Origin of the sequence: Pseudomonas sp. P116 (assembly GCF_020149425.1) — a bacterium.
In the GTDB taxonomy this organism is placed as follows: Bacteria; Pseudomonadota; Gammaproteobacteria; order Pseudomonadales; family Pseudomonadaceae; genus Aquipseudomonas; species Aquipseudomonas anatoliensis.
In genome coordinates, this window is record NZ_JACVHB010000003.1 from 1 (window position 1) to 26,604 (window position 26,604).

A 26,604-nucleotide genomic window follows, 5' to 3' on the forward strand; every position below is an offset into this window, starting at 1 on the left:
ACCGCTCTTTCAACTCCTTCCAGGCTTCGATGAACTGAAGCGACCCGCTCTCGAAACCTACTTAACTCATTGAATCTCAAGGAGTTTTCCGTTTCGACTGCGCCGGAAGTGGGGCGAATTATAGACGCCTGGAATCTGCCGTCAACCGCTATTTTCGATTTTATTCAGATTTCAGCGTGATACGTGCAAAAGCTTTCTTGCCAGCCTGGCAAACGTGGGTCGCACCCACTACATATATAAAGGAGCGATCAACGACCTCACCATCTATGCGTACACCGCCGGACGCCAGAAGATCACGCGCCGCCGCCGAGTTCTTCACCAGACCTGCCTTATTAAGGACGGCGGCAATCGGCATATCTTCAGCAGAAGCCAGTTCGATCTCCGGCAGATCATCCGGGAGCTCGCCATCCTTCATACGATTACCCGCCGCGCGGTGAGCGTTCGCTGCAGCCTCTTCACCATGGAAGCGCGCAACGATCTCTTCAGCCAGCTTGATTTTTACATCACGCGGATTGGCGCCTGCCGCTACATCAGCACGCAATGCATCGATTTCGTCCATCGAGCGGAAGCTGAGCAATTCGAAGTAACGCCACATCAGCGCATCCGGAATCGATACGAGCTTGCTGTACATGACGCCCGGCGCTTCCTGAATACCGACGTAGTTGCCCAGTGACTTGGACATCTTCTTCACGCCATCGAGGCCTTCGAGCAGAGGCATCGTCAGAATGCACTGAGCTTCCTGACCATAACCACGCTGCAGCTCACGCCCCATCAGCAAGTTGAACTTCTGATCGGTACCGCCCAACTCGACGTCCGCACGCAGAGCGACCGAGTCATACCCCTGAACCAGCGGGTAGAGAAACTCGTGAATAGCGATTGGCTGGTTGGTGGTGTAACGCTTGTCGAAGTCATCGCGCTCAAGCATGCGCGCGACGGTGTACTGCGAAGTCAGACGAATGAAGTCCGCCGGCCCCATCTGATCCATCCAGGTGGAGTTGAAAGCAACTTCGGTTTTCGCCGGATCGAGAATTTTGAACACCTGAGTTTTATAAGTCTCGGCGTTTTCCAGGACCTGCTCACGGGTCAACGGCGGACGAGTGGCGCTCTTGCCGCTCGGATCACCGATCATCCCGGTGAAGTCCCCTATAAGGAAGATCACCTGATGCCCCAGCTCCTGGAACTGACGCAGCTTATTAATAAGCACGGTATGACCCAAGTGCAGATCCGGAGCGGTTGGATCAAAACCAGCCTTGATACGCAGCGGTTGGCCGCGCTTGAGCTTCTCGATCAGCTCGGACTCGACCAACAGTTCTTCCGCACCACGTTTTATCAGCGCTAGCTGCTCTTCAACCGACTTCATAACAGACCCGCAAGGCTCAGATTCAAAGGGAACCAACCATACAAGATCGCGCACCAATTACAAGTTTTGCCCGGCGCACGGACACCAATCCACAGACGCGATGTCTGTAGACTTGCTTCAGAGATGATTTGGTTATATTTTATACAGTTATTTCATCTTCATCATGTCATTCATCTTTTCCAATTCATCACTTTTCAAAGTCAAAATTACCTATGACCACCGAACCGTCTAAAGCGCCGCCGCTTTACCCGAAGACCCACCTGCTCGCTGCAAGTGGAATCGCCGCCCTTCTCAGCCTGGCGCTCCTGGTATTTCCCTCCAGTGATGTAGAAGCCAAAAAGACAACCCTGAGCCTTGAACTGGAAAGTCCTGCTGAACAACTGACACAAGATCAAGACGCTGCAGACGCCGCTCAAGCCACAAATGAGCCTGTAGCCTCGCCGTTCGCCCAAATCGAAAACAGTGAAGAAAACACACCACAAACCGCTGAAGCCGCGCCCGCCCCGGCTCCGATCGCTGAAAAACCACAAGCCCCTGGCCATCGAGAAGTAGTTGTCGCAAAAGGCGATACGCTATCGACCCTGTTCGAAAAGGTCGGTTTGCCTGCAACCGCTGTGCATGACGTTCTGGCCAGCGACAAACAAGCCAAACAGTTCAGCCAGCTCAAGCGCGGCCAGAAACTCGAGTTCGAACTCAATCCTGAAGGTCAACTGACAAGCCTGCACAGCAAAGTCAACGACGTTGAAACCATCACCCTGACCAAGAATGACAAGGGCTTCACCTTCAACCGAATTACTACAAAACCTACCGTTCGCACCGCCTACGCTCACGGTGTAATCAACAGTTCGCTATCGCAATCCGCCGCTCGCGCCGGGCTTTCCCATAGCCTGACCATGGATATGGCCAGTGTCTTCGGCTACGACGTTGACTTCGCTCAGGACATTCGCCAGGGCGATGAATTCGATGTGATCTACGAACAGAAAGTGGTCAACGGTAAAGCTGTCGGCACCGGCCCCATCCTGTCAGCACGCTTCACCAACCGCGGCAAGACTTACACCGCTGTGCGTTACACCAACAAACAGGGTAATAGCAGCTACTACACTGCCGATGGCAACAGCATGCGCAAGGCGTTCATCCGCACTCCGGTGGACTTCGCCCGCATCAGTTCCAAGTTCTCCATGGGCCGCAAGCACCCAATCCTTAACAAGATCCGCGCCCACAAAGGCGTCGACTACGCAGCCCCGCGCGGCACGCCGATCAAGGCTGCCGGTGACGGCAAAGTGCTGCTGGCCGGCCGCCGCGGTGGCTACGGCAACACTGTAATCATTCAACACGGCAATACTTACCGTACGCTTTACGGCCACATGCAAGGCTTCGCCAAAGGTGTGAAGACCGGCGGCAGCGTCAAGCAGGGCCAAGTGATCGGCTATATCGGCACGACCGGCCTGTCGACCGGCCCGCACTTGCACTATGAGTTCCAGGTCAATGGCGTTCACGTCGACCCTCTGGGCCAGAAGCTGCCAATGGCCGATCCAATCGCCAAAGCCGAACGCGCCCGCTTCCTGGCGCAGAGCCAACCACTGATGGCGCGCATGAACCAAGAGAAGGCCACCATGCTGGCTTCAAGCAAGCGTTAAGCCATGGCTCTCTATATCGGTGTGATGTCCGGAACCAGTCTCGACGGGCTGGACATCGCCCTGATCGAGCAAACCACGGCGATCAAACTGATCGCCACGCACTACATTCCCATGCCTGAATCCCTGCGCGCCGAGCTGCTTGGCTTGTGCGCAAGCGGCCCCGACGAGATCGCTCGCTCGGCGATTGCCCAGCAAAAATGGGTAAGGCTCGCGGCACAGGGCATCCATGCCCTCCTCGGCCAGCAACAACTCAAACCTGAAGCTATCCGTGCGATCGGCAGCCATGGCCAGACTATTCGCCACGAGCCAGCGCGCGGTTTCACCGTACAGATTGGTAACCCTGCCCTGCTGACAGAACTGACGGGTATCACGGTGGTCAGTGACTTCCGCAGCCGCGACGTCGCTGCCGGCGGTCAAGGTGCGCCTCTGGTGCCAGCCTTCCATGAAGCTTTGTTCGAAGAGCGTACCGGCAATCAGGCTGTCTTGAATGTCGGCGGTTTCAGCAATCTGAGTCTGATTGAGCCGACCAAGCCTGTAGCCGGTTTCGACTGCGGGCCTGGGAATGTTCTGATGGACGCCTGGATTCAGCAGCAGCGTGGCGATAACTATGATCGCAACGGCCAGTGGGCAGCCTCCGGATCTGTTGAGCCAACCCTATTGAAAGCATTGCTCAGCGATCCGTTCTTCGTGACCAAAGGCCCGAAAAGTACTGGCCGGGAAGTGTTCAACCTGCCCTGGCTGGAACAACACCTTGCAAGCCTGCAGGCGTACCCAGCTGAAAACGTACAGGCAACGTTACTCGAACTGACTGCGCTGACCATTATTGAGTCGCTGAAAAGCGCTCAATCGGATACCCGCGAACTGCTGGTCTGCGGTGGCGGCGCACACAACGCGACACTGATGAATCGTCTTGCCGAGTTGCTGCCAAACGCGAAAGTCGCCAGCACCGCCACTCATGGCGTAGATCCTGACTGGGTAGAAGCCATGGCTTTCGCCTGGCTGGCTCATTGCTGCCTCGAAGGCATCGCCACCAACCGCCCGAGCGTCACCGGCGCCAAAGGCCTGCGTGTACTCGGTGCCATCTACCCCAACTGAGCAAAACGCCGGCAATAAAAAACGCCGCAGAACCGTAAGGCTCTGCGGCGTTTTATCGTGTGCAGCGAAGTGCGATCAGATCGAAAACGACGAGCCGCAACCACAAGTCGTGGAAGCATTCGGGTTCTTGATCACGAAGCGAGAACCTTCCAGACCTTCCTGGTAGTCCACCTCCGCACCGGCCAAGTACTGGAAGCTCATCGGATCAACCACCAGACTTACGCCTTCGCGCTCGACAATGGTGTCGTCCTCGGCAACATCTTCATCGAAGGTGAAACCGTATTGAAACCCTGAACAACCGCCGCCCGTAACGAATACGCGCAGCTTCAAGCGATCATTCCCCTCTTCATCGACCAGGCTCTTCACCTTGTGCGCAGCACCTTGGGTGAATTGCAAAGCCGTGGGGGTGAAGGATTCGACGCTCATGCTGACTATCTCCCGGCGTTACGCCGCCATAATGCGTGATGACGCGCATTATCCGCTTGTCCGAGAAAATCGGTCAACTATTGTTACGGTATATCAATAAAGCCGACGAGCTGTTCAGAATGCAAAAAGGCCCGTTCAACGGGCCTTTTTGCTGTGCGACTTAAAATGTTACGGCAGCATACCGGCGTGAGACAAGCCGAAACGCTCATCCAGCCCGAACAGGATGTTCATGTTCTGTACCGCCTGCCCCGAGGCGCCTTTGACCAGATTGTCGATCACCGACAACACCACCACCAGATCGCCATCCTGTGGACGGTGAACCGCGATGCGGCAGACGTTGGCGCCACGCACGCTGCGAGTCTCCGGATGGCTGCCAGCCGGCATGACATCGACGAACGGTTCGTTGGCATAACGCTTTTCAAACAGCGCCTGCAGATCAACCGAGCGATCAACCACTGTCGCGTAAAGCGTGGAGTGAATCCCACGGATCATCGGAGTCAGGTGCGGCACGAAGGTCAGACCAACATCCTTGCCCGCGGCACGACGCAAACCCTGGCGAATTTCCGGCAGATGACGGTGACCTTTCACCGCATAAGCCTTCATGCTTTCCGACGTCTCGGAGTACAAAGAACCTACAGCCGCGCCGCGACCGGCACCGCTGACACCGGATTTGCAGTCGGCAATCAAACGCGAGGTGTCGGCCAGACCTGCTTCAAGCAGCGGCAGAAAACCCAATTGCGTAGCCGTCGGATAGCACCCTGGCACTGCGATCAAACGGGCTTTCCTGATTTGCTCACGATTGACTTCCGGCAGACCGTAGACCGCCTCATCCAGCAACTCTGGTGCGCCGTGCGGCTGACCGTACCACTTGGCCCATTCCTCAGCGTCTTGCAGACGGAAGTCTGCCGACAGATCGATGACCTTCGTGCCTGCCGCCAGCAGCTCACCCGCCAGAGCGTGAGCGACACCGTGCGGCGTGGCGAAGAACACCACGTCGCAAGCGCCGAGGGTTTTGATGTCCGGCACGCTGAAGGCCAAGCCGTCGTAATGACCGCGCAGGTTCGGGTACATATCAGCCACGGCCAGACCGGCCTCGGATCGGGAAGTGATGACTGCCACTTCTGCCTGCGGATGCTGTGCCAACAGACGCAGCAGTTCGACACCGGTGTAACCCGTGCCGCCGACGATACCGACCTTGACCATAAACCTGCCCTCAACGAACCCACTGGAAAGCCGTCGATAATAGGGGCCGCGCGCGCCTGCGACAACCGTCAAGGTGACGTGCGGACGCTCAAGCCTCTACTATCCAGGCTACCGTGAACCTGGGAATAACTAAAAATGCTCTATCTGTGGATCAAAGCGTTTCATATCGTCAGCCTCGTGTGCTGGTTTGCCGGGCTGTTCTACCTGCCGCGGCTGTTCGTTTATCACGCACAGAGTGAAGACACGATCAGCAAAGAACGCTTCAGCGTCATGGAGCGCAAGCTCTATCGCGGCATCATGGGCCCGGCGATGATCGCCACGCTGATCTTCGGTGGCTGGCTGATCTACCTCAACCCGAGCATCTTCAGCATGGGTGGCTGGATTCACGCCAAGCTGACCCTTGTCGTCTTGCTCATCGGCTACCACCACATGTGCGGCGCGCAGGTAAAACGTTTTGCCCGTGGCGAGAACACCCGCAGCCATGTCTTTTATCGCTGGTTCAATGAAGTGCCGGTTCTGATATTGCTGGCTATCGTAATTCTGGTGGTGGTCAAGCCGTTCTAACTTCAACCAGTACAAATCTTTGGGGTGTTCCTAATGTCGCTGCCCGTTCTGCTCGAACAACGTCTGCGCTTGCCTGTAGTGGTGGCGCCGATGTTCCTGATTTCCAACCCGGAACTGGTACTGGCCTGCGGCCGTAATGGCGTGGTCGGCAGCTTCCCGGCGCTGAACCAGCGCGAAAGCAGCGGGTTCAAAGCCTGGCTGGAGCAGATCGAGGCGGGCCTGGCGACACTGGACAATCCGGCGCCGTATGCGGTGAACCTGATCGTTCACAACAGCAACCCGCGCTTGCAGGCGGACCTGGCTATTTGCGTCGAACATAAAGTGCCGATCGTCATCACCAGCCTCGGCGCGGTGAAAGAGTTAGTCGACGCGGTGCACAGTTATGGAGGCTTGGTCTTCCATGATGTAACCACTCGCCGCCATGCCGAGAAAGCCGCCGAGGCTGGCGTCGATGGTTTGATTGCCGTCGCAGCCGGCGCCGGGGGCCATGCAGGTACGTGGAGTCCATTTGCGCTGATCGCCGAGATCCGTCAGTTCTTCGACAAAACGCTATTGCTTGCAGGATGTTTGAACCATGGCCATGAGATTCTGGCCGCTCAATTGCTCGGTGCGGATTTGGCCTACTTCGGTACGCGATTTATCGGCACCACCGAAAGTCATGCGCCTGACGCCTACAAGGAGATGCTGCTGACAGCCAAAGCAGCCGACATCATTCATACTCCAGCGGTGTCGGGGGTGCCGGCCAGCTTCATGCGCCAAAGCCTCGAGGCTGCGGGTTTCGACCTGGCGGCGCTGCAAGGCAAAGGCGAAGTCAATTTCGGTGACAAGCTCAAGCCGATCAGCGATGAAGCCAAAGCCTGGAAGACTGTCTGGTCTGCCGGTCAGGGTGTCGGGCAGATTGATGATCTGCCCAGCGTGGATCAGTTGATCACCCGCCTCGACACTGAATACCGGCAGGCTCAGGAACGTGCCGCGCAGTTGCCGCAACGCTGGCCGCGCTAAGAAAAAATCAGGCCAGTCGCTAGCGGACTGGCTTTACACTGACGACCTTTCAATCTATCGCGACAAGGATGCCTCGGCCATGAGCGACCCCCGTTACAAGATCGTTTTCGATGGAGCTCTACAGCCCGGTGTCGATATCACCACCGCCAAGCTTAATCTCGCAGATCTATTCAAAAGCGAAGTGGCCAGCATTGAGCGGCTGTTCAACGGCAGCACCGTGGCACTCAAGCGCGATCTGTCTCACAGCGAAGCGCAGACCTATCTGCAAGCATTGAACAAAACCGGGATCGACGCCCGGATCGAAGCCGAAACAGCCATCGAGCTGAACCTCTCGGACGTACGCGAACAATCCGCTGCCGTGGCAGAGCCCATTTCGCCTTATGCGCCACCGCGGGCCAGCGTCGGTGAAACCTTCGCAGGGTTTGCACCGCTCAAACCGCTTGGTGTGGAAGGCCGGATCGGTCGTTTGCGCTTCTTGGCCTGGACGATGGTCGTGACATTGGTAAGCCTGCCGATCATCAGCATTTTCGCGCTGATTGCCGTGGGACTGGTCAGCACAGAATCCACCAGCGGACTGATCATCGGCGGCATCGTCGCGCTCTTTCTGGGTTTGGCGCTTATCGTCATCAGCATTTTCTTCACCGTGCAACGCCTGCACGATATCGGTTGGTCCGGCTGGCTGTGGTTGCTGACCCTGGTCCCATTCGTGGGCAGCATCTTTCCTTTTGTACTCATGGTCGTGCCGGGCAATACCGGTGCCAACCGATACGGGCCACCACCTCCGCCCAACAACACAGCAGTCAAGGTTTTGAGTGCACTGTGGATCGTCTTTATCGGGTTGTTTTTCTTGGGCGGGATACTCGGCGGGATTTCGGCCATCCAGCAGGAATACGAAACCAGCCTCGAAAGCAGCTACGACAGCGGCTCGATGACCACCGATGAAGTTGAAGTAGAGGTCGAACCGGCAGCGAATTCCAGCGACGAAGCAGCCGAAGCGGCGCAGGCCCCTGTAGACTCTGCGGAAGAATGAACAGCGCTCCCCGCCGTGACACCCGCGTCGCTGGCGCGGAGCTGTTGCGATGGAGAACTGCATGACCCGTTACGCTCTGATCACTGGCGCCTCCAGCGGCATCGGCCTGGCCATGGCCGAAGCGCTGGCCCGGCGCGGCCGCAGCCTGATTCTGGTGGCACGACAGCGTGATCAGCTGGAAAGTATTGCAATCGAACTGACCCAGCGCTTCGGCGTCGAGGTCCTGTTCCGTGCCTGCGATCTGGGCGAACCGCTGCGCCTGTCCGGCTTCTTGCTGGAGCTGGAAGAAGGTGACCGGCAAATCGACCTGTTGGTGAACTGCGCCGGCATCGGTACTTGCGGCCCTTTCCTGGCTCAGGACTGGATGACCGAGCAGGACCTGATCGAAGTAAACATCCTCGCCCTCACCCGCCTGTGCCATGCGATTGGCAACAGCATGGCGCTGCAGGGTGGCGGACAGATTCTCAACGTTGCCTCCGTGGCGGCGTTCAATCCTGGCCCGTGGATGAGCACCTATTACGCCAGCAAGGCTTATGTGCTGCACTTCTCCGAAGCATTGCGAGTTGAGCTCAAGCAAAGCGCGGTGAAAGTTTCGGTGCTCTGCCCAGGCCCGACCCGCACGGCTTTTTTCAGCACTGCGCAGTTGAACAGTGACAAACTCAAAGACAGCAAAATGCTGATGAGCCCCGAAGAAGTCGCGCTCTATACCGTTCGCGCGCTGGAGAAAAATCGCGCGATCATCATTCCGGGTCGGCGCAACCGCTGGGTCGCGTTTTTACCGCGACTGGGTTCGCGCTGGCTGAACCGCACCATCGTCGGCATGGTCAACAAGGCCTACTGCCCGCGCTGATCTGTCCTACGGCAAAACACTGGGCGGGTTCAGTCCCCATGAGTACACTCAGACCAGCCCAAACAACGGAGAAAACAGCAGTGGATACTCTGTTCACCAAGATCATCAACCGGGAAATCCCGGCCAACATCATCTACGAGGACGACCAGGTTCTGGCCTTCCACGATATCGCCCCTCAGGCACCGGTGCATTTTCTGGTGATCCCGAAAAAACCGGTGCGCACCCTCAATGACCTGACCGAAGACGACAAGGCACTGGCCGGGCATATCCTGTTTACCGCGCAACGTCTGGCACTGGAACTGGGCTGTGAAGAGGGTTTCCGGGTCGTCATGAACTGCAATGAAAAGGGTGGGCAGACCGTCTACCACATTCATATGCACGTACTCGGACAACGCCAGATGAACTGGCCGCCGGGCTGATCCAGCGCGACCTGTGTAGGAGCTGCCGATGGCTCGGGCCGCTCCTACATGAAGCGTCATCAAGCATGAACAGCCACAAATGACCCAGCGCAAACCTTCTCCGGCCGATTCGGTTAAACTGGCCGCCGAGATTCTTCCCGGAGGTCAGCATGACTACCCAACGTCACTACTCGCCGATTGACCGTCTTCTGCTGCAAGCCGATGCCGCGATGCGTACCTTGCTGCCCTTCAGCGGCCAGCCGTACCGTCCGTCACCGGCGATTCTGCAGCCGGAAACCCAGATGAGCGACGAAGACACCCGCCACGTCGCCGGGCTGATGCGCATCAACCACACCGGCGAAGTCTGTGCCCAGGCGCTGTATCAGGGACAGGCGCTGACCGCCAAGCTGCCACAAGTGCGCAAGGCCATGGAGCATGCGGCCGAAGAAGAGATTGACCATCTGGTCTGGTGCGAACAGCGTATTCACCAGTTGGGCAGTCATACCAGCGTGCTTAATCCGCTGTTCTATGGCATGTCGTTCGGGATTGGCGCTGTGGCCGGTCTGATCAGCGACAAGGTCAGCCTCGGGTTTGTTGCGGCGACCGAGCATCAGGTATGCAAGCACTTGAACGAGCACCTGGAGCAACTGCCAGTCGAGGACGAAAAATCCCGGGCGATCCTTGAACAGATGCGCATTGATGAAGAGCATCATGCCGAGAGTGCGCTGGATGCGGGTGGTTTCCGGTTTCCGGCACCGGTGAAGTTCGGGATGAGTCTGTTGGCCAAGGTGATGACCAAGAGTACTTATCGGATCTGAAGTTTGCATCGTCGGACAGGGACTTATCGCTGGCAAGCCGGCTCCCACAGGGTCCTGTAGCGAAACAAAAAAAAGGCGACCGAAAGGTCGCCTTTTTTGTGCCTGAAACTCTTACGTCGGCATGTTGCGCGCGTAGAAGATTTCCAGCATCTCGTGTTTCACACGATCAGTCACCTGGGCACGTTGCTCGGACGACAGATTGCTGGTGGCGTCGCCGAACAGGTAGTTGTCCAGTTCGAAGTTCTTCAGCAGCATTTTGGTGTGGAACAGGTTTTCCTGGTACACGTTCACGTCGGTCATCTGATACGCGTCGCGAGTGTCTTGGGAAAGGTAGTTCTGGATCGAATTGATCTCGTGGTCGATGAAGTGCTTGTTGCCCTCAACGTCACGGGTGAAGCCGCGCACACGGTAATCCACGGTCACGATGTCCTAATCGAACTGGTGAATGAGGAAATTGAGCGCTTTAAGCGGTGAAATGACACCACAGGTCGACACATCGATGTCTACACGGAAAGTCGCAATACCGGCATCCGGGTGTATTTCCGGATAGGTATGCACCGTGATGTGACTCTTGTCGAGGTGGGCCAGGATAATTTCGGGCAACGGACCTGGCGATTCTTCGATCTGGCTTTCAGTCGGGGTCACCGGCTCTTCCGAGATCAGAATTGTGACACTGGCACCCTGAGGCTCATAGTTCTGACTCGCAATGTTCAGAATGTTGGCACCAATGATTTCTACAACTTCCGTGAGGATCTGCGTCAGACGTTCGGCGTTGTACTCTTGATTGATGTACTCGACGTACGCCTGCTGGTCTTGCGGGGTTTCCGCGTAGCAGATGTCATAGATGTTGAAGCTCAAGGTCTTTGTCAGGTTATTGAACCCGTGGAGCTTGAGTTTGCTTTTCACCGTTAAAAACTCTCTATGTATGCGGCACAGCCGCGTGATCAAGCATGCCCGTCAAATGCGAACAACGCACCTGCGTAGGACCGTTAACACCTCTTCGCTATGGCGATTTTGGTTATCTGTTCAGGCGGATGACCTGTCGGCTGACCGGTCACTGCCCTGAAAAAAGTGGCGCATTATGCAGACGTCAGTGGGGGATCGCCAGAGTCTGCACTGCCTTTATGATAGTTGAATGTCGCTTCAACCGAGTTCGACGATTTCGTAATCGTGGGTGATCGCCACGCCAGCCGCGCCAAGCATGATCGAAGCCGAGCAATACTTCTCGGCAGACAGTTCGATGGCGCGTTTGACCTGGGCTTCTTTTAGCCCACGGCCCTTGACCACAAAGTGCATGTGGATCTTGGTGAACACCTTCGGGTCTTCGGTCGCACGCTCGGCTTCGAGGAAGGCTTCACAGCTTTCAACGGCCTGGCGGGACTTCTTCAGAATGCTGACCACGTCGAAGTTGCTGCAACCGCCGACACCCATCAGGAGCATCTCCATCGGGCGGACACCCAGATTACGACCACCGGCGTCCGGCGGGCCGTCCATGACCACGACATGACCGCTACCGGATTCGCCGAGGAACATGGCTTCGCCAGCCCATTGGATGCGTGCCTTCATCGCCCAGACTCCACTGTAAAAAAAGGGTCGCCAGCTTAGCACAGGGGATTGCCCTGACAGCGAGCAGCATTCCTAGGACGAATGCTCCAACTGTGTAGGTAATTTCTCGAATTTGCGACGAAGTGTCTGGTAAGCTGGCGCCAATTCGCTGGCGCCCATGCCAGCTGTGTAGCGACCGCCTTCAGCGCCTCATAAAAAAATCAAACATCACCGTGCAGTCTTTTCGGGATACAACCATGGTTGCTATTACCCCCACACCCAAAATCAAGAACCTCGACAAGCTGCTGATGCATTGTCAGCGTCGTCGTCATGCAGCCAAGAGCAACATCATCTGCGCCGGCGACCGTTCGGATACGTTGTACTTCATCATCAAGGGTTCGGTGACGATCCTGATCGAAGACGACGACGGTCGCGAGATGATCATCGCTTACCTCAACGCCGGGGACTTCTTCGGTGAATTGGGCCTGTTCGAACAGGCTGGCCAGGAACAGCAACGCAGCGCCTGGGTGCGGGCCAAGGTCGAATGCGAAGTTGCGGAAATCAGTTACGTGAAATTCCGTGAATTGTCGCAGCAGGATCCAGACATTCTTTACGTGCTCAGCGGACAAATCGCACAACGCTTGCGCAACACCACGCGCAAGGTCGGCGATCTGGCGTTCTTCGACGTGACCGGTCGTGTCGCCCGTTGCCTGCTGGAACTGTGCAAACAGCCGGACGCGATGACCCATCCCGACGGCATGCAGATCAAGGTGACGCGTCAGGAAATCGGGCGAATTGTCGGCTGCTCGCGAGAGATGGTCGGTCGCGTGCTCAAGGATCTTGAGGAACGCAACCTGGTCGACGTGAAAGGCAAGACCATGGTGGTCTTCGGTACGCGGTAAGCTCGAAACTCAGGCGCTGTACATCTGCGCCAGCATCAATCGAAACAGCTCATCAAGACGCGCCAATGCCTGTGGCGCGTTGAATTTTTCATGCAGGGCAATGTGGCTTTGCGCACGTACCCGCTGCTCGAGGCCACAAGCTTCGTTGAAGCGATTGACCGCCGCCACCATCGATTCGCGCTCGTCATCCATCAACATCGCACCGTGCACCAGACCCACCGGACGCTGCCCCCCCTGACTCTGACGCCAGCGTTGGGCGGTGCCGACCATTTTGCGGCCGTCGAGATTGACGTTGAAGCGACCATCGCAGAACGCCCCATCAATTTCACCCAGTGACGACGTACCGCCCAACTCATCCAGCAACTGACAAATCGGATCGCAAAGACGCCGGTAGCCCGTTTCGATGCGATTCAGATCGCCTTCGCTGCGCGGTGGTGCGTAGACCAGCGCGATGTTGATGGTCGAGGCTGATTGCGGGACAGGTTCACCGCCCGTCTCGCGAAGGAGTACTGGCCAGCCGGCGGCGGCGGAGACTTCGCAGGCGTGATCGAAACCGGGTAGACGATTGAGGCGGCGAGGCATGACCAGGGCGCGGTCATTGGGCTGCCAGAATAGAAGGCCGAACTCTGAGTCGCCGGCACAGACTGAGGCGAGCAAGTCTTGTTCGGCCTGGAGGCCCGCTTCGATGGTGAGGGAGGTTGGAGTCATCAAGTTATCCGCCAGACAGTTCAATCTGTAGAGTTTCTAATGACGGCATCGCGAGCAGGCTCACTCCTACAGGGGAACGCATTCCAAGTGTAGGAGTGAGCCTGCTCGCGATGCCGTCAACTCGGTCTAACGGTAGTCAGTCGAGGGTCGAACCGCTGATTGCGACACCGCGCTCTGGGAAGAACAGACGCTGCAATTCAGTGCCCGGGCTTTCCGCACGCATAAATGCCTCGCCCACCAGGAACGCATACACGTCGCTGATTTCCATCAACTCGACATCGGCACGATTGAGGATGCCGCTCTCGGTGATCACCAGACGATCGCGCGGAATACGCGGCAACAGATCGAGGGTGGTTTCCAGGCTGACGTCGAAGGTATGCAGGTTGCGGTTGTTGACGCCGACCAGTGGCGTGTCGAGTGTTTTCAACGCGCGCTCCAGTTCATCACCGTCGTGCACTTCCACCAGCACATCGAGACCGACGCCTTTGGCCACCGCAGCCAGTTCGGCCATTTTCACATCGTCCAGCGCGGAGACGATCAGCAGCACACAGTCGGCGCCCAGCGCACGGGCTTCGACGATCTGGTACGGATCGATCATGAAGTCCTTGCGGATTACCGGCAACTTGCACGCGGCGCGCGCCTGTTGCAGATAAGCGTCGGCGCCTTGGAAGTAATCGATGTCGGTCAGCACAGAAAGACAGGTCGCCCCGCCCTTCTCGTAGCTTTTGGCGATGTCGGCCGGAACGAAGTTCTCGCGGATCACGCCTTTGCTCGGCGAAGCCTTCTTGATTTCGGCAATGACCGCTGGTTGTTTCTTCTTGGCCTGCGCCAGCAATGCCTGGGCAAAACCGCGTGGTGCATCGGCCGCCTTGGCCAGACTTTCCAGCTCGCTCAGGCTCACGCGGGCGCTACGCTCGGCGACTTCCTGAACTTTGCGGGCCAGAATGTTTTCCAGAACCGTCGGTACACTCATCCTTCATTCTCCACTCTGAATACCGCGGTAAAGGCACCCAGCTCCTCGAGTTTCTCCCGAGCGAGGCCGGTATGCAGGGCGTCGTGCGCAAGCTCCACGCCCTGTTTCAAACTGCTGGCGACGTCGGCGGCGTAGAGCGCTGCACCGGCGTTGAGCACAATCATTTCAGCGGCTTTCTGGCCGTTTTCGGTTTTGCGTTTGCCCAGTGCATCGCGGATCAGCGCCAGCGACGCTTCCGGGCCGTCGACCGACAAGCCGTGCAGGCTCTGGCTCTTCATGCCCAGATCTTCCGGCTCGACCCAATATTCGGTGATTTCGTTGTTTTTCAGCTCGGCGACATAAGTCGGCGCGGCGAGACTGAACTCGTCCAGACCGTCCTTCGAATGCACCACCAGCACATGTTTACTGCCCAGACGCTGCAATACTTCGGCCAGAGGCCGGCACAAGGCCTGAGTGAACACGCCCACCACCTGATGTTTCACACCGGCCGGATTCGTAAGCGGGCCGAGCATGTTGAACAGCGTACGCAGGCCGAGATCGCGGCGCGGGCCGGCGGCGTACTTCATGGCTTTGTGATGGGTCTGGGCAAACATGAAACCGATGCCGACGTTGTCGATGCAACGGGCGACTTGAACCGGCGTCAGGTTGAGATAGATGCCGGCCGCTTCAAGCAAATCGGCGCTGCCGCTCTTGCCCGATACCGCGCGATTACCGTGCTTGGCTACGGTGCAACCGGCAGCGGCAACCACAAAGGAAGAAGCAGTGGATACGTTGAAAATGTTGGCGCCGTCACCACCGGTGCCAACCACGTCGACCACGCCGTCGAGTGTTTTCAGTTCGACTTGATCGGCCAGCTCACGCATGACCGACACGGCGCCAACGATTTCGTCGATGCTCTCGCTCTTCATGCGCATGGCCATCATGAACGCGCCGATCTGTGCGTCGCTGCATTGGCCGGTCATGATTTCGCGCATCACATCGCGCATTTCATCGGTGCTGAGGTCGAGGTGCTCGACGATACGGCTCAGGGCTGTCTTGATATTCATGGGAAGTCCTTAGCGCGTGCCGCCGGTTTGTTTGAGGAAGTTGGCAAACAGTTCATGGCCCTGTTCAGTCAGGATCGACTCGGGGTGAAACTGTACGCCCTCAATGTTCAGGGTCTTGTGACGCAGGCCCATGATTTCGTCGACTGAACCGTCATCGTGTTGCGTCCACGCGGTCAGTTCCAGGCAATCGGGCAAAGTATCGTGCTTGACGATCAGGGAGTGGTAGCGGGTGACTGTCAGCGGATGATTCAGACCGGCGAAAACGCCCTTGTCCTCGTGGAATACCGGACTAGTCTTACCGTGCATTACCTGACGGGCGCGCACCACGTCACCGCCGTAGGCCTGGCCGATGGACTGGTGGCCGAGGCAGACGCCAAGAATCGGCAGCTTGCCAGCGAAGTGCTTGATAGCCTCGATGGAAATACCGGCTTCGGTCGGCGTGCAAGGGCCGGGAGATACCACGATGCGCTCGGGGTTGAGCGCTTCGATTTCGGCGATGGTCAATTCGTCGTTGCGCACGACTTTGACTTCGGCACCCAGCTCGCCGAGGTACTGCACAACGTTGTAGGTAAAGGAGTCGTAGTTGTCGATCATCAGCAACATGGCGTTTCGAACCTCTTTGAATTCTGACTTGAAGACAGCCTTCAGATGACTTGCCCGCAGGGCGCTGCACGATGTCGGACGCACAAGGGGCGTCGGCAAAGCGGCAATTCAAACGAGCAAGGAAGGCAAAGCGATACAGATCCGGCCGGGCCGGCAGAAAAGATTCAGGCGCGCCAACGCCAACGGGCGTGTGCCTTGATGACTTGATCCAGAAGTTTGCTGGTGATCAACACGGGGAAGGTCTCGTTCATACGTTCGGGCACAGTAACTTAGCTGGGCGGAGCGTGCAATATGGCCGGGCCTTTGGTGGATAAATCCAGTTGAGGATTCGCGACCGATGGCAGAAGGCCGGAAGTTTTTGGTACTGTCGTTTTGTTCACCTACAACAATAAATAAACGGACTTGCTCATGATCAAACAGACGTTGTTTGTACCGCTGGCCAGCTGCTTGCTCGCACTGGCCTGTGCGCAGGCGAATGCCGCGCCCAATCCTTATTCGAATTTCATTGTTTTCGGCGACAGCCTCAATGACGCCGGCACCTTTAGCGACAGCGGCGGCCCGGACGGCGCCACGCAGCGCTACACCAACCGCACCGGCCCGGTTTATCTGGATGGCAACGGCGAATTGCGCTCGCTCAATGCGACGCAGATCCTCGGCGGCAAACTGGGGTTCTCGCCGGATCAGACGGCGTCCTCGTCATCGGCAGTACGCGCCGGCGATGGCCTGGCCGATGGTAACAACTGGGCGGTAGGCGGCTATCGTACCGACCAGATTCTTGATTCGATCACCACGCAATCCGCCACCGGCGAACGCACCCGCGCCGGTTACCTGCCGTCGAACGGTTTTCGCGCAGATCCGAATGCGTTGTATTACCTCTCGGGGGGCGGCAATGACTTCCTTCAGGGGCGTGTGACCAGTCTGCCACAGGCCAGCGCTGCGGCTGATCGCCTGGCGAGCAGCGCGCAAACCCTGCAACAAGCCGGCGCCCGTTACATCATGGTATGGCTGCTGCCGGACATCGGCTTCACCCCGGCCTTCAATGGCACTCCACTGCAAGCGTTAACGTCCCAGCTCAGCGCTCAGTTCAACACCGAGCTGGTCAGCCAGTTGCAGCGCGTCAACGCTAACGTGATTCCACTGAACATTCCGGTGCTGCTCAAAGAGTCGTTTGCCAACCCGGGCCAGTTCGGTCTGGCCACCGACCAGAACCTCAGCGCCACCTGCTTCAGCGGTAACGGCTGCACCGAGAATGCCCGGTACGGGATCAACAGTGCGACGCCAGACCCGACCAAGCTGATCTACAACGATGCAGTTCACCCCACCGAAGCCGGCCAGCGCCTGATCGCCGATTACGCTTACTCGCTGCTGGCTGCGCCGTGGGAAGCGACCCTGTTGCCAGAGATGGCGCAAGGCACCCTGCGCTCGCATCAGGATGAACTGCGTAACCAGTGGCTGGCGGACTGGCAAAACTGGCAAGGCGTTGGCCAATGGCGCGCGATTGTCGCCGGCGGCGGCCAACATCAGGACTTCGACAGCCAGGACAGCGGTGCCAGCGCCGACGGCAATGGCTACAACTTGAACATCGGTGGCAGCTACCGCCTCAACGACGCCTGGCGCGTTGGCCTGGCGGCCGGTTTCTACAACCAGAAACTCGAAGCAGGCGAACATGATTCCGACTACAAGCTGAACACCTACATGGGCACCGCTTTCGCCCAGTACCAGCAGAACCGCTGGTGGGGTGACGCGGCCGTGACCGCCGGGCACCTGGATTACGACAGCCTCAAGCGTAAATTCCAGTTGGGTACGAACGAGCGCGGCGAGAAAGGCGACACCGACGGTTATGTTTTGGCCTTCAGCGGACGCGTGGGTTACGACATCGCGCCAGAGGCGAGCAGCCCATGGCACCTGTCACCCTTCGTGAGTGCTGATTTCGCCAAGGTCGAAGTCGATGGCTATTCGGAGGACGGCGCCGACTCCACCGCGCTGACATTCGATGACCAGTCGCGCATCTCCCGGCGTCTCGGTCTGGGGATTCAAGGCAAATACCAGATCACTTCGCAAACCCAGGTGTTCGGCGAATTGGCTCACGAACGTGAGTACAACGATGACGCTCAGGATGTGACGATGAATCTCAACAGCCTGCCGGGCAACCAGTACACCCTGGAAGGCTACACCCCGCAGACCAACCTCAATCGCTTGAACCTGGGCGTGAGCCACAACCTCACCAAAGACCTGGCGCTACGTGCCAGCTACAACGTCCGCAAGGATGATGACTTTACCCAGCAAGGGATCAACGTCGGGGTGGTGTTGGATTTCTAAATCGCAGGCACAAAAAAGCGGCGCCCTCACAGGCGCCGCTTTTTTATTGGGCTACATACGACCAACTGTGGAGTGAGCCTGCTCGCGATGGCGGATTAACATTCAACAGATTTTGTTGACTGACCCACCGCTATCGCGAGCAGGCTCACTCCTACAGGGTTTTGTGTTGGCTCAGGCGTCCGGGGTTTGTTCAGCCAGGGCCACCGCGCGGAACATCGCGCGGCGCTTGTTCAGGGTTTCTTCCCATTCCAGCGCCGGCACCGAATCGGCGACGATGCCGCCACCGGCCTGCACGTGCAGCTCGCCGTTCTTGATCACGGCGGTGCGAATCGCAATCGCGGTGTCCATGTTGCCGTTCCACGCGAAGTAACCGACCGCGCCGCCATACACGCCACGCTTGACCGGCTCCAGCTCGTCGATGATTTCCATCGCACGAATCTTCGGCGCACCGGACAAGGTGCCCGCCGGCAGAATCGCTCGTAGCGCGTCCATCGCTGTCAGCCCGGCCTTCAACTGACCGGTAACGTTGGACACGATGTGCATCACGTTGGAATAACGCTCGATGACCATTTTTTCGGTGAGTTTCACCGAACCGATTTCCGAGACGCGCCCGGTATCGTTACGACCCAGATCGATCAGCATCAAGTGCTCGGCGATCTCTTTGTCATCCGACAGCAAGTCTTCTTCCAGCGCCAGATCAGCCTCTTCAGTAGCGCCGCGTGGGCGAGTACCGGCAATCGGGCGCACGGTGATCAGGTTGTCTTCGACCCGCACCAGCACTTCCGGCGAACTGCCGACGACATGGAAGTCGCCGAAGTTGAAGAAGTACATGTACGGCGTCGGGTTGAAGCAACGCAGTGCGCGATACAGGTCAATCGGCGCAGCCTTGAAGTCGATCGACATGCGCTGCGACGGCACGACCTGCATGCAGTCACCGGCAAGGATGTATTCCTTGATGGTGTCGACGGCTTTTTCGTAATCGTTCTGGGTGAAACTGGAGCGGAACACCGGGTCGGCCGACTGCTGCTTGCTGAAGTCCAGACCACGACGCGGCGTGATCGGCTGGCGCAGTTGCTCAAGCAATTGCTGCAAACGCGCCTGACCTTGTTCGTAGGCATCCGCCTGCGCTGGGTCAGCCAGCACGATCGCGTGCATCTTGCCGGCAAGGTTGTCGAACACGACGACCGCATCGGAGACCATCAGCAGAATATCCGGCACGCCCAGTGGATCCGGGTTCGGGCATTTGCCCAGACGTTTCTCGACATAACGCACGCAGTCGTAACCGAAATAACCCACCAGACCACCGTTGAAACGCGGCAGACCAGCGATGGTCGGCACGTTGTAACGGGCCTTGAAGGTTTCGACGAAGGCCAGTGGGTCTTCAACGTCGTGGCTTTCAGTCTCGACGCCATCGACGGTGATGCTGACGTGATGGTCATGCACCCGCAGCACGGTGCGGCACGGCAGGCCGATGATCGAGTAACGGCCCCATTTCTCGCCACCCTGCACCGATTCGAGCAGGTAGGAGTTGGGCTGGTCGGCCAGTTTCAGGTAGATCGACAGCGGTGTGTCGAAGTCGGCCAGGGTTTCGCAGGCCAACGGGATGCGGTTGTAGCCGTCAGCGGCCAAGCGCAGGAATTCTTCGCGGATCATAGGGTGCCTCGTGGTGTGAGGTTTTATCAGTCAGGTGTGCAAACGCGCCGGCAGGCCGGCCAGGAACAAGTCAGGCGCGCCAACGCCAACGGGCCAGGGCCTTGATGACTTTCATCCAGAGTTTGCGGGTGACCACCACGATGGCGTTTCCAGAAGGGGGTTGAACAGCGTCGGGCAACGTTATCCCACCGGCCAGATCCAGGCAACCGGGAATTAGCTTGCGCAGATCGTCGATCACCAGCGCCGGGGATTCCTCGGCAATCGGTCGGCCGTGGTTGTAGCCGTAGCTCAGCGCCACACACTTGACCCCCGCCGCTTTCGCCGCCAGCACGTCGCTGCGCGAGTCGCCGACGAACAGCGATTGCGAGGCAGGGATGTTGGCCATCTTCATCACGAAGAACAGTGCCGCCGGATCAGGCTTCTGCTGCGGCAAGGTATCGCCGCCGATGATCCACTTGAAGTAGCGGCCGATTTTCATCTGATCCAGCAACGGCGCGACGAAACGCTCCGGCTTGTTGGTGATCAACGCCATGGCCACGCCCTGCTTTTGCAGCCATTTGAGGGTGTCGCGTACGCCCGGATATACCACGGTCAGTTCATGGCTGGCGCCGTAGGCTTGCATGAAAACTTCCAGCGCGTGCTCGGCCTCGACGTCATCCACCGCCGAATGGTCGATGCCGCCGGCCAGCGCCCGACGCACCAATACCGGCGCGCCGTTGCCTACCCATTCGCGAACCGAATCGATGCCCGCTGGCTGGCGGCCAAGGCTGAGCAGCATAGTGTCCACCGCTGCCGCCAGGTCGGGAACCGAGTCGATCAACGTGCCATCCAGATCGAACATCACCAACCGTGGCAGTTTGCCCGGGAACAGCTGCTCAAAACCGCTCATGGGCGGCTCAGCGCCAGTTCGGAGCGCATCTTGTCGATGACTTCCTGATAGTTCGGCGCGTTGAAGATCGCCGAGCCAGCGACAAAGGTGTCGGCGCCAGCAGCAGCGATGTCACGGATGTTGTTGACGTTGACGCCGCCGTCGATTTCCAGACGGATATCACGGCCCGACGCATCGATGATCGCCCGCGCTTCGCGCAGTTTGTCGAGGGTGCCGGGAATGAACTTCTGCCCGCCGAAACCCGGGTTGACGCTCATCAGCAAGACCATATCGACTTTGTCGATCACGTACTTGAGCACGTCCAGCGGGGTCGCCGGGTTGAACACCAGACCGGATTTGCAGCCGCCTTCGCGGATCAGTTGCAGCGAGCGATCGACGTGCAGCGTGGCTTCCGGGTGGAAAGTGATGTAAGTCGCGCCGGCCTCGATGAAGTCGCCAACGATGCGATCCACCGGGCTGACCATCAAGTGCGCGTCGATTGGCGCGGTGACGCCGTACTTGCGCAGTGCCGCGCAGACCATCGGGCCGATGGTCAGGTTGGGCACGTAGTGGTTGTCCATGACATCGAAGTGGACGAAGTCGGCGCCAGCGGCCAGGACGTTGTCTACTTCTTCGCCGAGGCGGGCGAAGTCGGCAGAGAGAATCGACGGAGCAATTACGAAGGGCTGCATGACGCACCTTTTCTGAGCTAAATCACGATGGCGCGCATTGTATACCTCAAGTTTCCGCGCGCGCACCGTGACTGCGATGATTGGGTTGTGCCATGACCGGTAGTCGCCGACGGATCAGTACGCCGCGCGGTAGATCTTCTCGATATCCACGGCGCTGAGCTTGCGCGGGTTGTTGCGCATCAGCCGCTCGATGCCTGCGGCTTCCACGGCCATGGCCGGGATCGCGTCTTCCGGCACACCGAAACTGCGCAGCCCCGCGGGAATTTCCACCGCCGCGCACAAATCGGTCATGGCCTGCACGGCTTTGTCCGCTGCTTCAGTGGCGCTCAGATGCGCCGTTTTCACCCCCATGGCTTCAGCAATATCCTGCATCCGCTCGACGCAGGCCATTTTGTTCCAGGTCATGACATACGGCAGCAACAAGGCGTTACTGACGCCGTGGGCAATATTGAAACGCCCGCCCAGCGGATACGCCAGCGCATGCACCGCACCGACCCCGGCATTGCCGAACGCCATGCCAGCCATCAGGCTCGCGGTGGCCATGTCTTCGCGCGCTTGCAGATTGGCGCCGTTGGCGTAGGCCTTGGGCAAGGCGTTGGCGATCAGCTTGATTGCGCCAATGGCCAGGGAGTCGGTAATCGGCGAGGCATTCACCGACAGATAGGATTCGATGGCGTGCACCAGCGCATCGACGCCACTGGCAGCAGTGACACTGCGCGGACAGGTGAGGGTCATTTGCGGACTGACGAGCGCGACGTCCGGTAATAGATAGTCGCTGACGATGCCCTTCTTCAGTTGCGCGACCTTGTCCGAAAGAATGGCGACGTTGGTCACTTCAGAGCCGGTGCCGGCGGTGGTGGGGATGGCGATCAGCGGCGGGCCTTTACGCGGCACCTGGTCGACGCCGAACAGATCCTCCAGCGCGCCATGGTAACCGGCATACGCTGCCACACTTTTGGCGATGTCGATGGCACTGCCGCCGCCGAGGCCGATCAAGCCGTCGTGCCCGCCTTCGCGGTACACGCGCATGCAATCTTCGACGATGGCGATTTCCGGGTCCGGCAGTACCCGGTCGAAAATCTCGTACTCGCGCCCGCCCAATTGGCACAGCGCCAGCTCGACAGTGCCGGACTTGACCAGCGCGGCGTCGGTGACGATCAGCGGATTGTCGATATCGAGGCGAGTGAGCTCGGCCGCCAGTTGCTCGATGGCTCCGGCGCCGGTGATCAGTTTGTGAGCGATTTTGAACTGGGAAAGACTCATCGTGCGCAGCCTCTTATAGATGTGGGAGCTGGGCACAAGATTAGCTGGGGATTTGGGGTTGTCTGCTATTCACCTCATGAATAACCGCCAGAACACCGACCGGATGCGGAGACGATCACTCACGTGTAGGAGCTGCCGAAGGCTGCGATCTTTTGATCTTGAACTTAAAAAACAAGATCAAAAGATCGCAGCCTTCGGCAGCTCCTACAGGGGCGATTTCAATTCGGGACGTTCGTCAGACCTGAGCAGTACGCAATTTCTCGCTACGCCCACGCAGCCATTCCAATGTCAGTAACAGGATCACAGAGAACGCAATCAACAACGTCGCCGCAGCCGCAATCGTCGGGCTCAGGTTTTCGCGAATCCCGCTGAACATCTGCCGAGGCAAGGTCGCCTGTTCGGGCCCGGCGAGAAAAAGCGTCACCACCACCTCATCAAACGAAGTCGCAAAAGCAAACAGCGCCCCGGAAATCACCCCCGGCGCAATCAGCGGCAGGGTCACGCGACGGAATGCAGTCAACGGCGATGCCCCAAGGCTCGCGGCAGCACGCACCAGATTATGGTTAAACCCCTGCAACGTCGCCGACACCGTGATGATTACAAACGGCACACCCAACACCGCATGCACCACGATCAGAGAAAAGAAGCTGTTGCCCAGGCCCAGCGGCGCGAAGAACAGATAACTCGCCACGCCGATGATCACCACCGGCACGACCATCGGCGAAATCACCAGCGCCATCACCAGCGCCTTGCCGGGGAAGTCGCCACGGGTCAGGCCGATGGCCGCCAGCGTACCGAAGATCATCGCCAGCACGGTCGCTGCCGGGGCGACGATGATGCTGTTCTTCAGGGCGCGCATCCACTCGGCCGAAGCGAAAAAGTCGTGATACCACTGCAGCGAAAAGCCCTGCAGCGGGTACACCAGAAAACTGCCCGAGTTGAACGAGAGCGGAATAATCACCAGCACCGGCAGAATCAGAAACAGCAGAATCAAGCCGCAGAGAATCCGCAAGCTGTAGAACCACACCCGTTCGATGGGCGACATGTAAGGACTCAGCATTTCAAACTCCCCTTAGCTCAGGCGCAGGCGACTGGCGCCCACCAGCCAGCTGTAGATCAGATAAAGCACCACGGTCGCCAGCAGCAACAAGCCGCCCAGCGCAGTGGCCATGCCCCAGTTGATGCTGGTGTTGGTGTAGAAGGCGACGAAGTAGCTGACCATTTGATCGTTCGGGCTGCCGAGCAGCGCCGGGGTGATGTAGTAGCCGATGGCGAGGATGAACACCAACAGGCAGCCGGCGCCGACGCCTGCATAGGTCTGCGGGAAGTACACCCGCCAGAAACTCGCGAACGGGTGGCAGCCAAGGGAAATCGCGGCACGCATGTAGGTGGGCGAGATGCCTTTCATCACGCTGTAGATCGGCAAAATCATGAACGGCAGCAGGATGTGCACCATCGAGATGTACACGCCGGTGCGGTTGAACACCAGTTCCAGCGGCTTATCGATGATGCCCAGCGCCATCAGACCGCTGTTGATGAGGCCGCCCGATTGCAGCAACACAATCCACGCCGCCACTCGCACCAGAATCGAAGTCCAGAATGGCAGCAGCACCAGAATCATCAGCAGGTTGCTCTGACGCGACGGCAGGTTCGCCAGCAAGTACGCCAACGGATACGCCAGCACCAGGCAAATCACGGTAATGACCAGGCCCATCCAGAAGGTACGGGCGAAGATGTCGAGGTAGATCGCCTGGTCCGGGGTGGCCGGGGCGATTTCGCCGAGGTCGTCGATACGGTGATCGACCGACGCCAGCAAGTAATACGGGGTGATGCTACTGGTATTGCGCTTGACCGCTTGCCAGTAGGCCGGATCGCCCCAGCGTTCATCGAGGGCCTCCAGCGCTTCTTTATAAGAGGCCGGTTCGCTGGCGAATGGCAACGCCCGGGCCGTTTTGGTCAGCAGGCTGCGATAGCCGGCCAACTCCATGTTCAAGCGCTTGGACAAATCGCCCAGCGTCTGGTTTTTGCGCGCCTCGGCGAGGTCGTCGCTCGCCGCTTTGTAGACGGGTTCAGCGGGCAGGCCACGGCCGTCCCAACTGGCGATGGCCACCACGGTGCGCGGCAGGCCGCCGACCACTTCAGGGTTGCCGACGCTTTTGTAGAGCAGCGCCACGATCGGCACCAGAAACACCAGCAGCAGGAAAATCACCAGCGGCGCAATCAGCGCCTGCGCTTTCCAGCGATTAACCCGCTCGGCGCGCTTGAGCTTCTGCTTCAAGGTGGGGCTGGCGCCCTCGTTCAGGGGAACGGCGATGGCCATGACGTACTCCGCAAATCTCTGGATGGGCGGCATCACGCAATGTGATGCCGCATTACATCAACAATCAAAAATCACACCACCCCTGTAGGAGCTGTCGAGTGCAACGAGGCTGCGATCTGTTGATCTTGAAAGGCAAAATCAAAAGATCGCAGCCTTCGGCAGCTCCTACAGGTCATGCGCGCATCCTTGTAGGAGCTGTCGAGTGCAACGAGGCTGCGATCTGTTGGTCTTGAAAGCCAAATCAAAAGATCACAGCCTTCGGCAGCTCCTACAGACGAAGGATTACTTCGCCGCCCAGGAGTTGAAACGCTGCTCGAGCTGCTCGCCGTTGTCAGCCCAGAAGCTGACGTCGATCTGCACCTGGTTGGCGATGTTTTCCGGCGTGGTCGGCATGTCTTTCAGGACGTCCTTGGCCAGCAGCGGTACGGCTTGAGTGTTGGCCGGGCCGTAGGCGATGTTTTCCGAGTAGGTCTTCTGCTGCTGCGGCTGTACGGAGAAGGCGATGAATTTCTTCGCAGCTTCCGCACGCTTGGCGTCCAGACCTTTCGGGATAGCCCATGCGTCGAAGTCGTAGATGCCGCCGTTCCACACCACTTTCAGGTTGGATTCTTTCTGCACCGCAGCAATCCGACCGTTGTAGGCCGAGCTCATGACCACGTCACCGGAAGCCAGATACTGCGGCGGTTGCGCGCCCGCCTCCCACCACTGGATGCTTGGTTTCAGCTCATCGAGTTTCTTGAACGCGCGATCCTGACCGCCCTTGCTGGCCAGTTCTTTGTAGACGTCTTTCGGCGCCACACCATCGGCCATCAAAGCGAACTCAAGGGTGTACTTGGCACCTTTACGCAGGCCACGCTTGCCCGGGAATTTCTTGGTGTCCCAGAAATCGACCCAACTGGTTGGCGCGGTTTTCAGCTTGTCGGCGTTGTACGCGAGCACGGTCGACCAGACGAAGAAACCTACGCCGCACGGCTGGATCGCGCCTTTGACGTAGTCTTCGGTCTTGCCGAACAGCGCAGGATCCAGTGGCTCGAACATGTCTTCGTCACAGCCACGGGACAGTTCCGGCGACTCAACCTCCACCAGATCCCACGACACGCTCTTGGTGTCGACCATGGCTTTGACCTTGGCCATTTCACCGTTGTACTCGCCAGCAACGATCTTGCCGTTGCCCGCCGCTTCCCACGGTGCATAGAAGGCTTTGACTTGCGCCGCCTTGTTCGCCCCGCCAAACGACACCACGGTCAAATCCGGGCCAGCGGCCATGGCGCTTGCCGCACCCATCATGCCCAGGGTCAGGGCGGTGAACTTCAGGGATCTCAACATTTA

General features: G+C 58.5%; 25 protein-coding genes and 1 pseudogene. 10 read left to right on the forward strand and 16 right to left on the reverse strand.

The window, feature by feature from the left end; translation table 11 throughout:
- Positions 1 to 160: 160 nt before the first annotated feature.
- The gene (gene tyrS, locus ICA15_RS10435) at positions 161 to 1,360 is read right to left on the reverse strand and encodes a tyrosine--tRNA ligase (protein WP_210553561.1); all 1,200 of its coding nucleotides are present in this window, start codon (positions 1,358 to 1,360) and stop codon (positions 161 to 163) included.
- 212 nt (positions 1,361 to 1,572) lie between these two features.
- Between tyrS and ICA15_RS10440 the strand changes: the two genes are divergently transcribed.
- A complete protein-coding gene (locus ICA15_RS10440) occupies positions 1,573 to 2,997 on the forward strand; it encodes a peptidoglycan DD-metalloendopeptidase family protein (protein WP_150617717.1) in 1,425 nt (474 codons plus the stop codon).
- A gap of 3 nt (positions 2,998 to 3,000) precedes the next feature.
- A complete protein-coding gene (locus tag ICA15_RS10445) occupies positions 3,001 to 4,092 on the forward strand; it encodes an anhydro-N-acetylmuramic acid kinase (RefSeq protein ID WP_210553560.1) in 1,092 nt (363 codons plus the stop codon).
- Between the two features lie 75 nt (positions 4,093 to 4,167).
- On the opposite strand, the gene erpA is transcribed toward ICA15_RS10445, so the two are convergent.
- Entirely contained in the window at positions 4,168 to 4,518 is a 351-nt protein-coding gene (gene erpA, locus ICA15_RS10450) for an iron-sulfur cluster insertion protein ErpA (RefSeq protein ID WP_042561358.1), read from the reverse strand.
- A gap of 168 nt (positions 4,519 to 4,686) precedes the next feature.
- A complete protein-coding gene (argC, locus tag ICA15_RS10455; protein ID WP_042561359.1) occupies positions 4,687 to 5,721 on the reverse strand; it encodes an N-acetyl-gamma-glutamyl-phosphate reductase in 1,035 nt (344 codons plus the stop codon).
- Positions 5,722 to 5,856: 135 nt separating this feature from the next.
- Here argC and hemJ point away from each other — a divergent pair, with 135 nt between their 5' ends.
- The 6 genes from hemJ to coq7 all read left to right on the forward strand — a co-directional run bounded on the left by hemJ (position 5,857) and on the right by coq7 (position 10,383).
- A complete protein-coding gene (hemJ, locus tag ICA15_RS10460; RefSeq protein ID WP_150601813.1) occupies positions 5,857 to 6,285 on the forward strand; it encodes a protoporphyrinogen oxidase HemJ in 429 nt (142 codons plus the stop codon).
- A gap of 33 nt (positions 6,286 to 6,318) precedes the next feature.
- Positions 6,319 to 7,287 carry an NAD(P)H-dependent flavin oxidoreductase gene (locus ICA15_RS10465; RefSeq protein WP_210553559.1) on the forward strand — a complete coding sequence of 323 codons (969 nt, stop codon included), beginning with the start codon at positions 6,319 to 6,321 and terminating at the stop codon, positions 7,285 to 7,287.
- 79 nt (positions 7,288 to 7,366) lie between these two features.
- Positions 7,367 to 8,317 carry a DUF805 domain-containing protein gene (locus ICA15_RS10470; RefSeq protein ID WP_210553558.1) on the forward strand — a complete coding sequence of 317 codons (951 nt, stop codon included), beginning with the start codon at positions 7,367 to 7,369 and terminating at the stop codon, positions 8,315 to 8,317.
- Positions 8,318 to 8,378: 61 nt separating this feature from the next.
- Positions 8,379 to 9,167, forward strand: a complete 789-nt coding sequence (locus ICA15_RS10475; protein WP_210553557.1) for an SDR family NAD(P)-dependent oxidoreductase — start codon at positions 8,379 to 8,381, stop codon at positions 9,165 to 9,167.
- An 80-nt stretch (positions 9,168 to 9,247) separates the two neighbouring features.
- Positions 9,248 to 9,586 (forward strand): histidine triad nucleotide-binding protein, encoded by a 339-nt coding sequence (locus ICA15_RS10480; RefSeq protein WP_122594836.1) that lies wholly within the window; start codon positions 9,248 to 9,250, stop codon positions 9,584 to 9,586.
- Between the two features lie 149 nt (positions 9,587 to 9,735).
- The gene (gene coq7 / locus ICA15_RS10485; RefSeq protein WP_047303750.1) at positions 9,736 to 10,383 is read left to right on the forward strand and encodes a 2-polyprenyl-3-methyl-6-methoxy-1,4-benzoquinone monooxygenase; all 648 of its coding nucleotides are present in this window, start codon (positions 9,736 to 9,738) and stop codon (positions 10,381 to 10,383) included.
- 111 nt (positions 10,384 to 10,494) lie between these two features.
- Here the strand turns inward: coq7 and speD are convergent.
- Positions 10,495 to 11,289, reverse strand: a pseudogene (speD, locus tag ICA15_RS10490) (adenosylmethionine decarboxylase).
- Between the two features lie 237 nt (positions 11,290 to 11,526).
- On the reverse strand, positions 11,527 to 11,949 hold the full coding sequence (locus tag ICA15_RS10495) for an OsmC family protein (RefSeq protein WP_210553556.1): 423 nt from the start codon (positions 11,947 to 11,949) through the stop codon (positions 11,527 to 11,529).
- A 236-nt stretch (positions 11,950 to 12,185) separates the two neighbouring features.
- Between ICA15_RS10495 and crp the strand changes: the two genes are divergently transcribed.
- Positions 12,186 to 12,830 carry a cAMP-activated global transcriptional regulator CRP gene (gene crp / locus ICA15_RS10500; protein ID WP_150601818.1) on the forward strand — a complete coding sequence of 215 codons (645 nt, stop codon included), beginning with the start codon at positions 12,186 to 12,188 and terminating at the stop codon, positions 12,828 to 12,830.
- Positions 12,831 to 12,839: 9 nt separating this feature from the next.
- Here the strand turns inward: crp and ICA15_RS10505 are convergent, their stop codons facing one another.
- The 4 genes from ICA15_RS10505 to ICA15_RS10520 form a co-directional block, all read right to left on the reverse strand.
- Complete coding sequence (locus tag ICA15_RS10505) at positions 12,840 to 13,538, reverse strand: biotin/lipoate A/B protein ligase family protein (protein WP_411959653.1); 699 nt, start codon at positions 13,536 to 13,538, stop codon at positions 12,840 to 12,842.
- 136 nt (positions 13,539 to 13,674) lie between these two features.
- Entirely contained in the window at positions 13,675 to 14,511 is an 837-nt protein-coding gene (gene trpC, locus ICA15_RS10510) for an indole-3-glycerol phosphate synthase TrpC (RefSeq protein ID WP_150601820.1), read from the reverse strand.
- Entirely contained in the window at positions 14,508 to 15,557 is a 1,050-nt protein-coding gene (gene trpD / locus ICA15_RS10515) for an anthranilate phosphoribosyltransferase (RefSeq protein ID WP_150601821.1), read from the reverse strand. Before trpD ends, trpC begins: the two co-directional genes overlap by 4 nt.
- Positions 15,558 to 15,566: 9 nt before the next feature.
- Positions 15,567 to 16,160 (reverse strand): aminodeoxychorismate/anthranilate synthase component II, encoded by a 594-nt coding sequence (locus tag ICA15_RS10520; RefSeq protein ID WP_150593733.1) that lies wholly within the window; start codon positions 16,158 to 16,160, stop codon positions 15,567 to 15,569.
- A gap of 408 nt (positions 16,161 to 16,568) precedes the next feature.
- Between ICA15_RS10520 and estP the strand changes: the two genes are divergently transcribed.
- Positions 16,569 to 18,479, forward strand: coding sequence for an esterase EstP (estP, locus tag ICA15_RS10525; RefSeq protein WP_210553554.1), 1,911 nt, complete (start codon positions 16,569 to 16,571; stop codon positions 18,477 to 18,479).
- Between the two features lie 171 nt (positions 18,480 to 18,650).
- On the opposite strand, the gene trpE is transcribed toward estP, so the two are convergent.
- The 7 genes from trpE to ICA15_RS10560 all read right to left on the reverse strand — a co-directional run bounded on the left by trpE (position 18,651) and on the right by ICA15_RS10560 (position 26,601).
- On the reverse strand, positions 18,651 to 20,132 hold the full coding sequence (trpE, locus tag ICA15_RS10530; RefSeq protein ID WP_150601823.1) for an anthranilate synthase component I: 1,482 nt from the start codon (positions 20,130 to 20,132) through the stop codon (positions 18,651 to 18,653).
- Positions 20,133 to 20,202: 70 nt separating this feature from the next.
- Complete coding sequence (locus ICA15_RS10535; RefSeq protein ID WP_042561370.1) at positions 20,203 to 21,021, reverse strand: phosphoglycolate phosphatase; 819 nt, start codon at positions 21,019 to 21,021, stop codon at positions 20,203 to 20,205.
- Entirely contained in the window at positions 21,018 to 21,692 is a 675-nt protein-coding gene (gene rpe, locus ICA15_RS10540) for a ribulose-phosphate 3-epimerase (protein WP_150617725.1), read from the reverse strand. The genes ICA15_RS10535 and rpe overlap by 4 nt, the downstream gene beginning before the upstream one ends.
- A gap of 114 nt (positions 21,693 to 21,806) precedes the next feature.
- Positions 21,807 to 22,955, reverse strand: a complete 1,149-nt coding sequence (locus tag ICA15_RS10545) for an iron-containing alcohol dehydrogenase (RefSeq protein ID WP_042561372.1) — start codon at positions 22,953 to 22,955, stop codon at positions 21,807 to 21,809.
- A 235-nt stretch (positions 22,956 to 23,190) separates the two neighbouring features.
- Complete coding sequence (locus tag ICA15_RS10550; protein WP_008084123.1) at positions 23,191 to 24,015, reverse strand: ABC transporter permease; 825 nt, start codon at positions 24,013 to 24,015, stop codon at positions 23,191 to 23,193.
- Between the two features lie 12 nt (positions 24,016 to 24,027).
- Positions 24,028 to 25,275, reverse strand: coding sequence for an ABC transporter permease (locus ICA15_RS10555; protein WP_210553553.1), 1,248 nt, complete (start codon positions 25,273 to 25,275; stop codon positions 24,028 to 24,030).
- Positions 25,276 to 25,557: 282 nt separating this feature from the next.
- On the reverse strand, positions 25,558 to 26,601 hold the full coding sequence (locus tag ICA15_RS10560; RefSeq protein ID WP_210553552.1) for an ABC transporter substrate-binding protein: 1,044 nt from the start codon (positions 26,599 to 26,601) through the stop codon (positions 25,558 to 25,560).
- Between the last annotated feature and the right edge of the window lie 3 nt (positions 26,602 to 26,604).